This window comes from Virgibacillus chiguensis (genome assembly GCF_900129865.1).
GTDB lineage: Bacteria > Bacillota > Bacilli > Bacillales > Amphibacillaceae > Virgibacillus > Virgibacillus chiguensis.
This window is the reverse complement of the sequence record NZ_FQXD01000023.1, coordinates 15114-32929: the sequence shown is the minus strand read 5'-3', so window position 1 is coordinate 32929 and position 17816 is coordinate 15114. Positions and strand designations below refer to the sequence as shown.

The 17816-nt window shown below is 33.7% G+C and carries 4 protein-coding genes; all 4 read right to left on the bottom strand.

Features of this window, described 5'->3' with window-relative positions; all coding sequences use genetic code 11:
• Positions 1–2 precede the first annotated feature (2 nt).
• Entirely contained in the window at positions 3–4838 is a 4836-nt protein-coding gene (locus tag BUB45_RS17835; RefSeq protein WP_073013003.1) for a non-ribosomal peptide synthetase, read from the bottom strand.
• Positions 4839–4852: 14 nt separating this feature from the next.
• Entirely contained in the window at positions 4853–6097 is a 1245-nt protein-coding gene (locus BUB45_RS17830; protein WP_073013000.1) for an ACP S-malonyltransferase, read from the bottom strand.
• A 14-nt stretch (positions 6098–6111) separates the two neighbouring features.
• The gene (locus BUB45_RS17825; protein ID WP_244527765.1) at positions 6112–9963 is read right to left on the bottom strand and encodes a beta-ketoacyl synthase N-terminal-like domain-containing protein; all 3852 of its coding nucleotides are present in this window, start codon (positions 9961–9963) and stop codon (positions 6112–6114) included.
• A gap of 438 nt (positions 9964–10401) precedes the next feature.
• Complete coding sequence (locus BUB45_RS17820; RefSeq protein ID WP_073012998.1) at positions 10402–17802, bottom strand: condensation domain-containing protein; 7401 nt, start codon at positions 17800–17802, stop codon at positions 10402–10404.
• Between the last annotated feature and the right edge of the window lie 14 nt (positions 17803–17816).

Here is a 17816-nt window from a genome sequence, read left to right as displayed (position 1 = left end):
ATTTATTTTAGAATAGCAGTTAACTCTAATATAGTTGGATATTTAAGGAAATCCCTAGGAGTAAGGTTAACTCCTTCTGCACGTAATTTTGAAACAATTTGTAAAGATTTAATAGAATCTCCTCCTAGCTCAAAGAAGTTATCACTCAAGCCAACTCTATTGATTTTTAAAACATCACTCCATACCTTTACAATGGATTTCTGAAGTTCTGTCTTGGCTTCAATAAAATTAGATTCCACTTTCTTATTTAGATATTCATACGCCATTTCACCTAATCGTTTTCTATCTCTTTTCCCGTTTTGTGTAATAGGTAGATCAGATAATTCAATAAATGCTGATGGAATGTACGATACAGGGAGATTATTCGATACCTGCTTTTTCACTTCAATATCGATAGCTTCATGTTCATTTACAGAGGTGTAGAAGCAAACTAATTGTTTTTCCCTCATCCCTTCAGCTAAAACGACTGTGGCATCTTTCACGTTTGCCAAATTCATTACACATCTTTCAATTTCTTCCGTTTCGATGCGAATTCCATTCACCTTCACTTGATCATCTTTTCTTCCAAGAAAGTCGATACTTCCATTACTCGTAATCCTTACTAAATCACCTGTTTTATAGAAGCGTTGTGAATCTTTTATAATGAAAGACTTCTGTGTTTCATTCTCATCTTTAAAATATCCTAACGCCAAAGATGGTCCACCAATTAATAATTCTCCAGGATAACCTATTGGTACTGGATTTTCATCCTCATCGATAACTTGTAAAGAAACATATGGAAGAGGTTTGCCAATATTGTAGTTTCCATTACTAACTTCCTGTACAGTAACTTCAATACCTGTTTCAGTAGGTCCGTATAAATTAAAAATGTTTGTATTGGGCAAGATTTCTTGTATCTTTTTGGCTAGTTGTTTCGACAATGCTTCACCGCTTAAATGCAAGTATTTTAATGGGAGTGTATCCGTACTTAATCCTTCAAAATAATCTAACACTCGTTGAAAAACAGATGGAACAAAATGACAATAATTTATCGATTTATTTTTAATCAATGCATATATTTTCTCAGGATCCTTATGCAAATCATTTGCTCCGATAACTAAAGTAGCACCAACAGAGAGTGTATAAAATATTTCCCATATTGATACGTCAAATGTATAAGGCGTTTTAAATAAAATTCGATTACTCGGCTTCAAGTGTTGTTGATTTTTTTGCCATAACACTCGAAGACTGGCCCCTAGGTGAGGACATAACACCCCTTTTGGGTTTCCAGTCGAGCCTGATGTGAACATCAAATAAGCTGGATCTTTTGTTTTAATGTGTTCCATTTTGAATATAGGTAGTTGATGACATGTTTCCATATCATTTGTATAGATTAGTTCCCATCTTCCCGTGCTTATATAATCAACTTTTTTGTTAGATATTAAAACTCGAGGTTCTATTCTGTTTAATATATTTTTTATTCTTTCTTTTGGATGCTCCACATCTAAAGGGACATAGATTGCACCTATTTTTAAAATTCCTAAAATAACAGCAAGCAGTTCCTTATTTCGCGTCATGAAAACAGGAACATAATCCCCCTTTCTGATACCTTTGGAATGTAGTAATGAAGCAAATCGGTTTGCATGTTGATTTAATTCTCCATACGTAAATGCACTTGTATGATCTTCAACAGCAATATAGTCTTTATGCTTTGCGACAGAATCCTCGAATAATTGGTGTAGTGGCTTACTTTCTTTCATCAAATTGTAATATTCCTGTGCCTCTATGACAGATGTCTTCTTAAAAGCACTCTGCCACTGTTGGTCAGGGTAACGCACAAGAGCATCCATTAGGTTAAAATAGCTATCCGTTAATAATTTAATTTCTGATGTGTCAAAGTTGGCATATGAGAATTCAACATGCCCCGCTATTTCTTCATCTTGCACATGAAAAAAACCGCTAATTGGGAATCTAGCTCCACCTGTATCTTGCTCAATGAACTCTGCTCGTTTATTTCCTAACTCTACATCTAAATGGATTTTTTCACTAAATGTATTATTAACGATATCAAATTGCTTCCTATTTTCTGTTAGTGAAGCAATATCAACAATGGAAAAATCCCCATGTTCCATATGTTCCTGCATCAATTCATTTACTTCAGTTAATATATCGATGAATGTTTTTTCTTTTGAAATAGTAATTGTAACCGGTATTAAATTAACAAACATCCCTACCTTGGAAAAGTCAATATCTCCCCTACCATGATAAGGAATTCCAATTGTGATGGTTTCTTGTCTAAAGTATTTTGTTAGATTGATAGCCCAACCCGTTAATAAAATAATAAACTTACTTATTTTATGCTTTTTCGCCAATTGATCTATTGATTTGCCGACACTTAATCTACTTTTACATTCGTATATTTCCCCTTTAGCTAATAAAGATTCGGCATTTTCCTTCATTGATACTTGCGCTAAATGAAAATGGCCTGCCTTTTCTTTCCAATATGTTGACAGTTGTTCTTCACTTGAAGCTATATACTCGGTACTATATATGTTCTCTTTTGTACTAGTATTTAAGCTTCTATCGTTATATGCAGTAGATATGTCACGTAATATTTTTTGTAAAGACAATCCATCGCATACAATATGATGCGTAGCTAGTACAAAAACAGTCTCATCATTATTTGTTTGAATTAATGCACCTCTAATGAGCAAATCTTTCTCCAAATCAAAGTTCGTATTGTAAATGGAATTAGCATGAATTAGTGCCTCTTCTTTGGAATCAACTTTCATTTGATAGAACCATTCCGTAGTATCAAATTTCCTTTGATATTTTCTCTCAATTTCTCCTTTTACATTTTCCCGAAATATAGTAGAAAACGTTGGTTCACGTTCGATAATAGTAACAATTATTTCCGACAATAAAGGAATATCTATCGTATCTTTCAGATGAAAAGTGGCTCCAATATTATAAAAAGTGTTATTCTCATTTGTTTTCCATAAATACCATAATCCTTTTTTCATGCTTGTTACTCGAATCCATTCATCTCTATTTATGACTGGAGATTCCTTACGTTGCCCATCTAATGTATTTTGCAAAGGTTTCCTAATTTGATGATATACATTTATTGGTGTTCTAACCTTTTGAATAAAATGAGGGGTACATTTCACCCTAAACAAATTTGACAAGGTTGCAGCTATTCGAGCAGCGTCCATCGAATTTCCGCCCATCTCAAATATATCTGTATTAGGATAACATTGAATTTGTAGGACATCAGAGTAAACCTTTGTAATTTGAGTCATCACGCTATCATTAACATCTTCCAAATAAGTGTTGTTTTTCGATTTTTGCTTGTTTTGTAAATGTTCTTCATGTAAAACAGTTAAAATTCTTCTGTCTATTTTCCCGTTATCCGTTAACGGGACTTGATCATGATATAGTATTTGTATTGGGACTAAACTTTTTGTAAGCTTTCTCCTTATGTATGCTTTTATTTCTTCTTCTACAAATATCGAATTCTTCTCTAGTACAACAGAAGCTACAATCAATTTCTTTGAATGAAATTCTATTGGTAACACAATAGCATGTAAAACTTTTGCATGTGTTTGTAATACTTTTTCAATCTCACCTAACTCAATTCTGACCCCATTAATATTTACCTGAAAATCTTTCCTTCCATGAAAATAAAAATTTCCATCTTTACCTTTACTGACAATGTCGCCTGTATTATAGGCTCTGATTAATTCCCCTCTAACCTTTATTTTTCTGAACTTTTTATCAGTTTCTATTTTAGTGTTCAAGTATCCCCTTGCTAATGCAACGCCAGAAAGCCAAAGTGTTCCTTGTTCTCCAACTTCTGAAATTTCATTCCCGAGTTCATCTAGAATAAAACAATCCATATAAGGTAGTGGCTTTCCAATATGAGGAAATTCATTACCTCCGTCTCTCTTTGGTTGAATGGTACCAGATGTGCTGACAACAGTTGCTTCACTTGGCCCATAATTATTAACTAAATTAAACGGAACACTATCTAATGGAAATTTTGTTAATTTATCTCCCCCTACTAGCATGTATTTCAATGTAGTTTCGTGATTTTCCCAAGGCAAATCTAGCAATCTTTCAGCAATAGGAGTAGAAACAAAAGAATGTGTTACCTTATGTATTGCCCATTCTTTTTGTAATTCATTTGGAAGTAATCTTTGTGCATCTGATGTAATATGAATGGAAGCTTTTGCACCAATAGCACTCCATATTTCCCATATAGACGCATCAAATCCCGGGGAAGCTGTTAATGACACAATTGAATCGGAGCCTACATGGAAGGTTTTAGTATGCCATTCAATTAGTTTCATTAAGGACTTCCATTCTACAATTACACCCTTAGGTTTACCCGTTGTCCCTGAAGTAAAGACAATATATGCAGCTGCATTTAATGAAAAATTTTCATTCCCACTTAATTGAAATGCAGCCGATCCATCTAACATTTCTAATTCATCGTCCAAATAAATAATTCTGCTCTTATCATTCAAGGATTGATTGGTATGGACCAAGATCACATTAGGATTCGTTTCTTCAATAATTGTATGTAGCCGATCCTCAGGTGTATCTGGATCGATGGATACAATTACTCCTCCTGCTAAAAATGTCGCATAGTGTGCAACAAACAGCGCAGGTGATCTCCTCAACATGATTAGCACCTTTTGCTCTTTTTTATGTTCTATTCCTTGCTCTCTAAAAAGTATTGCAAGCTGAAATGCTTTTTTCTCTAAATCTTTTAATAAATATTTCGTTTTATTAAACCATAAGCATTGTTTCTCATAATAATTTTGCTCCACTTTTACCATTTCTTCACAAAACATTTTCTACCCCCTTCTTAAATATATAGTTTATGAATTCTTGCAAGGATATTTTTATCCCTAATAGATGATTTTAATAGGTCCACTGTTTCTTCCCTATTAAAGCCCTTATTAAATAGAATAGAAAAGAACTGGTTAGATAATTTTTTCGAATAAATAGAATCAATTTGAGGTCGATTATTTTTCTTTAATTTCCCTAACTCCTGCCTCAATTCTATAAATGGGGCATGTATTTCTTTTTCAAATTTCGACTGCTCTATCTTTATTTTAATAGGGGTCCCAACTATGATTCTTAAACTAGCTTGTAAGAACGAAATAATATCGTTCATAGAGTAGGATTGTGCTTCTGAATGAAATAAGGTATGATACCCATTTATTTCGTTGTAAGGGGAAACAAACACATTTGGATATTCAGCTTCAATGATCTTGGTTAATACAGTTTTAGGGCCAATTTCTATAAAATGGCTAATACCTTCACGAATCAATTTATCCATAACTACAGGCCATTGCACACCTTCTGTTAGTTGCTCGCTTAATTGATTAACAATGTCGTTTGAATGTAAGTAAGGTTCGCCAGTAATACATGAGTATATGGGGTACTTACTATCTTTCTTCTGAATTTTTCTTAATGCTTCACGAAAACCATCCTTTGCAGGCTGCATTAATTGACTATGCGCAGGTACACTAACATCCAATTTCTTGGTAACAGCACCTTGCCCATTAAGTATTTCAGCCACTCTATGCAATGCATCTTGATGCCCACTTAGCACCAGCTGGTCTTTCATATTATAATTTGCGATAGTTACATGGTTGTTATTTGTACTTACTTCTTTACATATAGACTCCACTTCCGTGTAATTAAGACCAAAACAAACCATCATTCCTCCATCTGCTCCACATTGGCTCATTAATTTTGCTCTTAATTGAACTAATTGAACCGCTTCTGAGAATGAAATAGCCTCACCGCAAACAGCAGCAGTTAATTCTCCCAAACTATGGCCAGAAAAATAAATTTCCTCAACTTGATTTAACTCTTTAAATATCTCCCAACTTGCAATACTATAAACTAGTATTGCAGGTTGGGTAATATTAGTATCATTTAACTCCCCAGATTTATTTTCACATGCTACTAAAAGATTATAACCAAGTATCTCACTAGCTTCGTCATATAATCTTCTAGCGATCTTATGATTTTCATATAAAAACCTTCCCATGTTAGTGTATTGAGATCCTTGTCCAGGAAATACGATTGCTGTTTTCAATTTTTTTCACTCCTTCATTTCCTATTTAATAAATGAAGTGCTTCCTCTGAGGAAATGTCATCATTTGTTAGAGCTTCAAGTATATCGTCTAATTCATCTTTCTCAGCACCGTTGTAGAAACGGTCACAATAGGAAAGCTGATTTTCAAAAGTAGGGTTACTATACAAATCAGGCACCTCAAAATTTATTCCTTTGAAATGCTGATTCATCAGTTGCACAAATCTTAATGCACTCAGTGAACTCCCTCCGCTACTAAAGAAATTGTCACTTTCTCCAACATCAACTACTCCCAAAACTTTATCCCAAATATCATATAATATTAATTCGATCTCTTCCTTATTTAATTCTTTCTGTATACTTTCGTCCTCTATTTGAACATCCATATTCACCTTTTGCTTGTCGTAATGATAATCATCGACTTCTTTCCAAAACGTTTCTCCAAAAGGTATCTTTAACACTGGTTTCAAATAATGAACTTGCTCTAAATCAAATTTTGAAACCAAACTCCATTGGTAACCATTCTGAAAAAAACACTTTAGTGCATTCTGGAATTCAACAAAATCTATTGGAGGAATTGCTGTATCATTTCCAAAATCTTTCTTATCATCTAAAATCAATGTAAGATTAATTGTATTACCGTTAATCCCTTTATGGTTTAAATAACCTGCCATAGAGTCCAAATATTGATTTACAGCACAACATTCACTCGCCGATTTAGTACCCATTAAAGAAGAAATGGATGAGAATAAAATAAAGAAATCCAATGTATTCGTATCTAACTCTCTTTCAATAAAATGAGTGCTCAAAACTCTATTGTAAATCCCTTTTTTGAACTGATTAATATTTAGCTCCTTTATCCATAAATGGTACAGCTGCTTCGCTAACATAAAAGCTCCGTTAATATCTCCGTATTTATTTTTAATTATTGTAAATGTATTTTTAACGGCAAGTTCGTCTGTAACATCACATTTCATTATATTTACTTTGGAACCATTTTGCTCAATCGATCGGATCATCTTTATTTTATAAATGAGCATTTCATCATCCGCATTATTTCTATTAATAATTTCATCCCATTCAGAACGATTAGGCAGTAAATTTCTAGCTAACAAAATAATATTCACTTTATTTTTTTCACTCAAAAAGCTTCCTAGCTGTACTCCTAAATAACCAGTACCTCCTGCAATGACATAGTTCCCGTTTTCTCTCAATGTAATTGGATTAGCCTTTATATCCTCACGTTGTCTTTCAATTACTTTCGTATATCTTTGATTTGTTCGATAAGCTATTAACTCTGGTCTTACTTCTTTTGGTGTACGTAATTCCTCTACTAACTGTTTAGCGATTTCTATAGGATCTCCTTTTAAATCATGATCAATTAAGAAGGAACTAATCGTTGGCTGTTCCTGTGAAATTACTTTCGCTAAACCAAATAATGTAACCCTTGCTGGAATAACTTCTTCATTTTCATTCACTTGTTCAGTTAGGGAAGAAAGTGTATTAATTTGAATTGGATGCGTAACATCAAACCTAAATAAAATCTTTGTTAGATTGAAAAGAGAAAATACTCCCTCCTCTTGCGTTAACTCTATATCTTCTTTATTAGTCATTGTTTTATCAAATGGTTTTAAAGTAAAACCATGAACTATTCCCTTTAATTCTTTGAGTGCGTCTGCACCTATATCCTCAAATAGATGCTGAAAGTCGTCCTCTGATTGAATATTAATACCATATTGAGCAGATGATTTTTTCCTGAAATTATTATCTTTATTAATTTCGATAACTTCTGCCCCATTTTCTATAAGGATATTCTTTAATTCAAGAAGAATTGGATCATTTTCATTCATTAAAATTAACCATTTTCCATTTATGTTTACATTATCTCTTCCTGAATCAAGGTAATGGTAAATCCACTTCTTCTCATAAAATAATTCTTTCGTCTGTTCCTGCAAAACCTCTTTATCTGCTGGCCAAATCCGTTTTGTATTGAAAATACTTACTGGTAATGGAGCTATTTTTTTGTGTGTAAAAAGTTCTTTACATATATCATCCACACAATCTCCATCAAGGTATTTCTTCACTAATCCTGTATACGAATCTTCTTGCTGAAGAAAGTGATCCAAGTTCTTGATACTTTCTAACTGGGTCTCTTCTTCGTCAGCTAAGAAGATTCCCTGTTGATAAAAGTTAAGAGGGACTTTCTCAAAGGTTCTGACATGTAGTACCCTTCCAATTTTCTCTATTAGATCTTCAATCCCTTTTGCAAAAATACATACCCTTGATTTCTCATGATTTCTACAATTATTGAGCGTATATGCTAAACTTCCTATGGCGTAGTGCTTATTATGTTGAAGGTGTTTGGAAAGAACTCCTAATTGCTCCCAAAGTGCACGTCTTGTTTTACTAGAGATTAATAAAGGTAATTCTTGTTCAACTTGAATATCCTGACGAAGGTCGTCATCCCTATACTCTTCTATTACAACATGAACATTCGTTCCACTTATTCCAATCGAATTAACACCCGCTCTTAATATACCTGCCTCTGAAATAACTTGATTATCAGCACTCACTTTAAAAGCTGTTTTATTTAAATCAATCTTTGGATTCACTTCTTTAAAATGATTCACCCCTGGTATCATCCGTTTTTCAATAGAAAGTGTAGCTTTAATTAGTCCAGAAATTCCGGCTGCATCGCCCATATGACCGAAATTAGATTTTATAGAACCTAAGTAGCAATCTTTCTTCTTTTTCGCCCTCTTTGTATATGCTTTATTTAACCCCTCAACTTCTATTAAATCACCAACTTGTGTACCAGCTCCATGTGCTTCCACAAAGTTAATTTGGTCAAATGTTAATCCTGCTTCATCCAAAGCAGCAACTATGGCTTTTGACTGCGCATCTGGATTAGGTACTTGCATACCGTTTGACATGCCATCACTACTAACACTAGAGCCTTTTATTACACTATGAATATGGTTTCCTTCACGAATCGCATCAGATAACCTCTTTACTACAACAACAGCAATGCCCTCGCCCCCAATAATTCCATCCGCGTCCTTATCGAAAGGTTTACAGCGATAGTTATTACTTCTGACCACATAATCAGGGGCGTTCTTTTCCCAATAAGGAAATAAGTCTAAATTAACGCCACTTACTACTGCTAAATCACAATCTCCTTGTCGCAAGGCATTTTTAGCCGTGTGAATTGCCGTTAATGAAGACGAGCATGTTGTATTGACTGCCATCACTGGCCCCCTTAAATCTAGGGCATATGACAGATGATAACCAAGATTTGCTGGAATATTGGATAAAAATGCACGTTCATCAATATCGTCGAACAGTCGTAAATAGTCAAAAGCAGGGTGCGGGGTATGTGCAACGTATACTCCTGTATTAGAACCTTTTAAATCCTCTTCTCCATAACCTGCTCTTTTAAGGGACTCTATTGCAGTTTGTAAAAATAACCGCTCGGATGGTCCCATAAATTTAGCCTCATGCTCACTCAAATCAAAATAGTCAGGATCAAACTGCTCTATATCAGTTAACCAGGATCCATATGACCTACTGTCTCCCTCTATATCACCAGCTATATGACTATAATTATTTCTAAGCTTTTTGTTTGAGTTCATAACAAGATCAAAGCGTTCTCGAGGAAATTTTGTTATATAATCTCGCTTTTCAGTAAGACCGTCCCATAGTTCATCAACATTGTTAGTATTGGGAAATTTTAACGACATTCCAACTATTGCAATTGGTTCAGATTGGAATTGTTCGACTTCATTTAATAAGTCATGTGCTATTTGGGTATCCAGTTTTTCGTCACCCACTAGACTCAGTATTTTCCGTGATATATTGCTTTGTTTCAAGGTTATCACTCCCAAAGTTTTTATGATGTTTTTATTAAGGAAATATGTTGCGATTAATCAGTAATATTATTTCTTAAAAGAAAATGCAATCATATGATGCATTACTATTTAATCTGCCAGGACCCTCCAATTTAATAAGCTAACGTAAAGATACATATATAAAGTGAATCTTCAAATTCTATCACCCTCCACTGATTGTTAGTACTAAAAGGTATGACCTAAAGTCCTCTGCCCAAAAAGGGATTTAGGTGCTGTTATCTCCCACTTAAACTTGTTAGCTAACATTCCCCATTCTTGAAGTGGGAGTCTCACAGCCCCTTATATCCTTGATAAAATCTGAAATTTATATTTGTATTAAACATTAACATGTACTGCTAGATTCAATGAGACAAATACTACTTTTTATCTCTACACTTCTAAGCTGAAAACGATCCATGGTCATACTCTCTGAACATTCTTTACCCCATCTACAAGTTCATCCATATATCCCCTGAAATTTGCAATTAGCAAATCAGCTTCACTTTTACTAATTTTCTCTTGGTCCGTCTCTAGACTTATAGTGAATTGTCCATTTAACACATAAATGTTTATCTCCAATAAGTAATTTAATTTATTATCTGGATGAATTGCAGGTGCTTGTGGAAGATCTTCCGCATATTTAAACAGTCTTTCTTTTTCGTTCGATATATTGTTATGTGTGCCAATATCATTATCAAACTCACCCAAGTAGTTCACCAAAATATTAGAATTTATTTTTTTCAAACTTTTCCTTTCTTGAAACCATCTAGCGACCATATAACTTATACCGCTTCCAGTATTCGCTATTGACTCATTAACAGATTTTAGTAACGATATAGACTCAGAATTAGATGATACAAGAAGTGGATACATCGTTGTAAACCATCCGATCGTGTTACTTAAATCTAAATCTATTTTTGTATCATTACGACCATGTCCTTCAAAATTAAATAATATATCTCTTTCCCCGAAGACTTTCATAAATGCTTTTGAGAATGCAGTTACTATCATGGCATCTGTACGGAAATCCTCATTTATATTTTTCGCTCCCAGAATTAATGTCGTTTTATCACGATCTATTTTACTAATAGTATGATATCTCTCACTAAAAATATAATCCTCTCTCACTGGAGTAACGCATAGAGGGTGCACATGATCAATGTTCAGGTTATCCCAATAGGCCGTATCTTCTTTGCTTACGTTTATATTCCTTAGGCGATTAACCCAACTAGAAAAAGGCTCTACGAATACACGATTGATATCTTTTCCAGCAAGCATATCGGAGTATGTTCTCTCTAATTCGTCCATTAATACCCTCCAAGAAATACCATCTACAACTAAGTGATGTACGAATAAAGTTAATAATGGCTGAGAATTTGTTAATGAAACGAGCCCTTTTATAGGTAATTCCTTTCCAAATTTGAATTCATGTTGTAAAGTGAATTGCACCTTTTCCATCTCTTTCTTCAACTTCTCCTTGGATATTGTTCTAAAATCCTTCGAAACTAATTGAAAATTGTTAGCAAGATCAGGTTCTACAAATGCTCTAGGTTCATGATCAGTCAGATCGAACCACGTAACTAAACTTTCATTTTTAGAAATGATACATCTAAAAGCGTTTTGTAAAGTTTCTAGATTAACATCCTTTGGTAATTCTACTGTCATTAGTAAGTTCCAATAGTGTGGGTGTGTAAAGGATTGTTCAAAGAACCATTTCTGCATTGGCGCTAGATGAATCTCTTTAGCTTCTATATGTCTGTTCTCGGATTGAAGATACTGCTTGCTAGACTCCTTCGCAATTTTTCGAACAGTCCTTAAGTTAAAGATTTGGTTAATTCGAATAGGGATATTTCTTTCTTTAGCCCTTGATATTAGTCTTAGTGCTTTTATGGAGTCCCCACCAACTCTAAAGAAATCGGAATTAACACCAACCTCTTCATCTCCCAAAATACTTTTCATAATTTCTAACAATTCTTTTTCCAAATTCGTTAACTCTAAATCATGTTCAGTATCATCGGAAAACTTCTTTATTCTAGGTTTAGGTAACGAAGCTCTGTCAACTTTTCCGCTTGTAGTAACTGGAATCGAATCCAATTTTTCATAATGAGATGGCAACAAGGTCTCTGGTATATTTTGTAGAAGTAGTTTATCAATCTCTGTTTGATTGATCTCTCTATTCGTTACAAGATAAGCACATAACCTTTCGTCTTGATTGCTATTCGTATGAAGACGAACAGCAGCATCTTGAACCGTTGGTAAATCACGTAAGTACCTCTCTATTTCCTCTAATTCCACTCGATGTCCGCGTAGCTTGACCATATTATCTTTTCGCCCAAAACAAACCACTTCACCATTTGGCAGTATTTGACCTATATCACCTGTTTTATAGATATAACCAGGTTGCAAGTACTCTATTGTATTTGGAACAAATTTTTCTCTAGTTAACTTTTTGTTACCTAAGTAACCTAACGCTACACTTTCCCCAGATAACACGATCTCTCCAATTGCATGAGGAGGAGCTAGATTACCCTGATTATCAACAATATAAATAGATGTATTTTGGATTGGAATCCCGATTGGAATGTAACTAGAGACGAAATCCTCTTTAGTTACTTCATGAATAATCGTACCCACCGTGGCTTCAGTGGGGCCATATTCATTAAATATTCTGGAATTGGGAAATCTAGAATATATCTCTCTGCATAAGGATACATCTAATGCTTCTCCTCCAAGAATAAAGTTCTGTATATCTGGTAATTCCTTTTTATTCTCTATTAGAAGTTTTATTTGCTTAGGCGTTCCTTTAATCGATATCTTTTCCCTAATATTCGTGAGCTTTTCAAACTTTTGGTCAATCTCACCTTCACAAGATAATATTTTTCCGCCAGTAAGTAATGGTAAAAACATCGATGTTATCGTTAAATCAACCGAAATAGATGTAAAGAGTGGCATATTTAATAGTCTTTCATTTGAATAATAACGTTTTGCCCAAGTAAGGTAGTTATTGAGATTTTTCCTTGAGATTACTACCCCTTTAGGTATCCCAGTGCTTCCGGATGTAAATAATACATACGCTGGTTTGCCACTTACTGTCTTATCCAAACTACTAGCATTACTTTCTAGTACAGAGGTTTTTCCTAACATTCTATTTAAGGATTTTCCCTTTACGCCAGTATTTTTCTTTTTAATCTTAATGATCACATCAAATCTATACTGATTAAGTTCATTTGGGATTGTGTAAGTTTTATTTGAACTTATCAATTCCACATCTGCGTCAATATCTTTTACGATATTTTCTAATATAAAATCATTTACAAATAAATCTGTTTCCCAATCTAGTTTTGTGTTCCTATTTGGATGATTTTCTTTATATGTTCTTAATGAACTTAGGAAATCCTTATTTTTATCTAAATGTAGCAAATCTCCTAAAAAAACAAACCCACCTTCTTTTAAGGACTCTACTGCATTTTTTAATACTATTTTCAAGTAATCATAATTTGGAAAACAATGTACAACACTATTGATAATAACAGCGTCTACATCCTTGCCTTTATAATTAATTTCGTGTGCTTTAGCTACTCGAAAATCTATATGATTAATATCCTCTTCTTTTGCTTTATTCCTATTTCTATTAATAATAGAAGGGGATAAGTCTGTTGCTATATATGAATCTACATGTGCAGCTAACGAAAATGTTGTCAATCCTGAACCACAGCCAATTTCAAGTACCTTTGAATGATTTGGTAAGAGATCAAGTATCTTACTTACTGCGTTAGTCACGTATTCATCCATTTCTACATCACTAAATGGCTCCCCTGTATAACTACTATTCCAGCCACTCGCCCCTATATCGGTCTTTTGTTCTTCGGCAAAAAAGTTCCATAGTGATTCGTCCATCAATTCACTTTTTTCACCTATAGCGGATTCTTCTAGCTTATCCGAGTCAAGGATCTTCACTACTCTTATATCTTTACTTTCATATAAAATTTTGTTAGTTAGAGAGTAGAAATTTTTCACTGTTAAAATACATTCTGCATTTGTTTGCTTAACAATCGATTCAATTTTAGATTTAGGTGTATCAGGAGAAATAGGTACAAAGGTAACATTAGCTAACAAACTTGCTAAAATACTCATTATTGTGTAACGATTATTCTCAGTAATGATCAAAGTACTAGTAATAGGATAATCCATGTTTTGAAGTTCGCTAGCTATTCCCCTACTTATATGTAAGAGTTCTTGATAAGATACGGTGCCATTCTCATCTTCAATTGCAACATGATTTGGATATTTGTTAGCACTCTCTTGAATCATTTCAATAAAGGAATATTTTGTGTGAACCGTTTTTCCCTTTATACTGTTTCCATGATCCACGATGTTATAGTCTATTATTTGTTCTCCATTTAGAATATCATCCAATATAGTATGATAATTGTTAATTAATGTATCGATAAATTCATCAGAATATATTTTATCGTAATATTCTATATTACAAATCAATTCACCATCTGGCATTTCAACAAATTCAAATTCTAAATCCCATTTCGTTGTTTTGTGTGCTGTCAGTATCGGTGTTAATTCATAACTATCAAGATGGGTTTCCGTATTCTTGAATTTAAAGTTCTGTAGTGCGACATTTATATTAAAAATTGGCGATCGACTTGCATCTCGTGGTAACTGTAGTTTTTCAACTAATAAATTAAATGGATAATCCTGATGCTGAAAATCCTCTAGTAAAACTTCTTTTACGCTTGATAAAAGCGTACAAAAATCATCTTTAGAATTATAGTTAACCCTTACCGGAATGGTATTTGTAAATAGACCAACTATTTTCTCCAAAGCTTCATTAAATCTACCAGAAATTGGAGAACCAATCACCATATCCTCTTGTCCTGTCATACTATTAATTAACTTAAATATACTAGAAACCAATAACATATAGAGTGTGCTTTCTTCTTTACTAGCATACTCGCGTAATCTTCTTGCCTGACTAGAACTAAAAGAAAACTTTTTTAGCTTTCCAGTAAATTCAAAAATATTTGGTCTAATTTTATCCCCTACAATCTCTGTAACAGGAAGGTCATCAGTAAATTTATTTAACCAATATTTTTCATGCTCTTCAAAGGTCTCACTTGCTATAAGTTGATGTTGCCATATCGTATAATCAATATATGTGTTTTCTATTTTTTGTAGTTCATCCATTACCTTATTATCACTATTATATAAAGTGAATAATTCATCTGATAGTATAGCTAGCGACCAGCCATCCATAATGATATGGTGCATCATAAGTGAGAAAATGCTTTCATTATCTGAAATTTTATAAACTAATACTCTAATCAGCGGACCCTTTTCCAAATCATAAGGAGTTTCTTTCCACTTATCAATTTGAGCAAAAGCATTTGCTTCCGCATTTTTATATAATGCAAAGTCTTTAAACTCATATAAATAATTAGGTTTGTCCAATACCTTCTGTTTTGTTTCCGATTCACTTCTTACAAAAATAGTTCTTAGCATTTCGTGCCGTATTGATAATAAATCGAAAGTTTTCTTGAACTTATTATTGTTAATAGGACCAGCTACTTTAAAGACAAATGGCGTATTATACACCATTTTCTGTTCTGTTATTTGATCAATAATACTTAACCTTTTTTGGCCATAGGACACAGGGAATAATTTATCCTCATTCACCATCACTCTGGGAACATCTTTCATGGACGTAACATCTGTTTTAAAGATTTTCTGCTCTATTTCTGCAAAAGAAGTAAATAAATCTTCCATTTCTATTTCACTCTTAAACTTAGATTTTAATCGGGAAATAAATTGTAACCCTGATAGGGAGTTGCCTCCTACAGATATGAAACTATCTTCTTTTTTGATATGTGTAATTTCCAAAATATTTTCAGCTACATGAATAATTTCTTCCAGATTAGACCGTTGGTAAGTATCATGATCGTGTTTATGATTTATTAAACTATTGGTCCAATAAGATTTTTCATAAAAAGAATAGGTCGGTAATGAAACCTTATTTATTGTAATGTTACCAAATTGTTTATGCCAACTACATTTACCTCCGTCTACATAGGACTCTGCTAGTTGAAGTAAATCATCTTCTACGTTTACCTGACATATAATTTTTGTCCAATTTTCAAAGTCGGTAGTTGATAAATCTTTACAAATTTCCACAAATTCTTTTGTATTGCTTGCAATAATAGCTAATCGATGAACATGGTGTTCTCTACCTGTACATAATGTAAAAGCAATGTTCTGTAAATGATACTCAGATTCATCTATGAATGCGTAACGATTAATAATCTTTTCTAATGACTCGGTCGTTTTTGCGGAAATAGGTAATACATATTTTTTATGCCCGTCTGTTATTTGTTGGATGTTATAATCTATGTTAGGTGGCTCCTCTAAAACAATGTGAACATTTGTACCATTAAAACCAAAACAACTTATTCCGGTTCTAATCGGAGCTTCATCATATTTGTTTTCTCTCAAATAGTAGGGTGTCGTAGGAATAAAAACTGGGGAATCAACAAAATCAATATGTTCATTTGGTTCCAGCATATTAACTGTAGGAGGAACCACGCCTCTTTTCATAACGTGAATAGCTTTTATAATTCCGGATAGGCCAGCCGCACCATCTAATAAGTGCCCAATATTACCTTTAACTGATCCAATAGGGATAAATTGTTTACGATTTGTATACCGCTCAATTACTTCTTCGATACCTTTTATTTCAATTGGGTCTCCAAGATATGTACCAGTACCATGTGTTTCAATATAGTCAAGTTGTTCTGGAGTTATACCTGCTAACTTCCAAGCTCCTTGCAATAAATCAGCATGTGCTTTTGGGTTAGGTGCTGTAATCCCAGCTGAAGTTCCATCATTGTTTACTTTCGATGCAGAGATAACAGCATGAATATGATCCCGATCTTCTAACGCTTTATCTAAAGGCTTTAACAGAAGTGATATAACTCCTTCCCCTCTCCCGATTCCATTAGCTGAATTATCAAAAGGCTTGCTCTTTTGTTGTTCGGACATAATACCCGCTGCATTCATAAATAGTTTGTTACTATTAATTGGAAAAGGAAATATATTCACCCCTCCAACTAAAGCTGTGTCACAATCATTATTCATCAATCCAACGCACGCTTCGTGAATTGCCAACATAGAAGAAGCGCATGTAGAATTTACAACATAAGAAGGGCCTTTTAAATCAAAAATATAGGATAATCGAGATGCAATAAATGCAGGAACATTTCCAGGAACACTCAGTGGCGTATATTCTAGGAAGGATTCAGCATAATTCGTCATTGCAGCAGACAAATACACTCCCGTATTAGACCCCTTCATTCTATCACCAGCATACCCTGCATCTTCAAAACAGTTGTAAGCAATTTGAAGAAACCTTCTTTGTTGAGGATCCATAACTTTTGCCTCAGCTTCCGTGATACCAAAAAATTCAGGTTCAAATTTTTCTATATCATCTAACCATGCTGCATCCCAAAAAGGTTTTTCCGAAGAGATTTCTAATCTTTCCTGATTATTCTTAATAAAATTATTACATAGCGACTTTCTCGAGTCGTTTAATTCCGTTATTTTATCGTCCTGATTCATTAAAACTTCCCAAAAATCATCAAATGTTTTCGCTCCTGGTAACTCAGACGAGATTCCAATAATTGCAACCTTCCTGTCTACATTTTGAACGGTTGTTTCCGATATTTCATTTACAGATTGAATAATTTCTTTAGCAGCATTCTTTGAAATTTCTTTCTCTTTCAGCAGATTTAAGATTAACGGTTTTAATTTGCTCATTTAATGACCTCCTA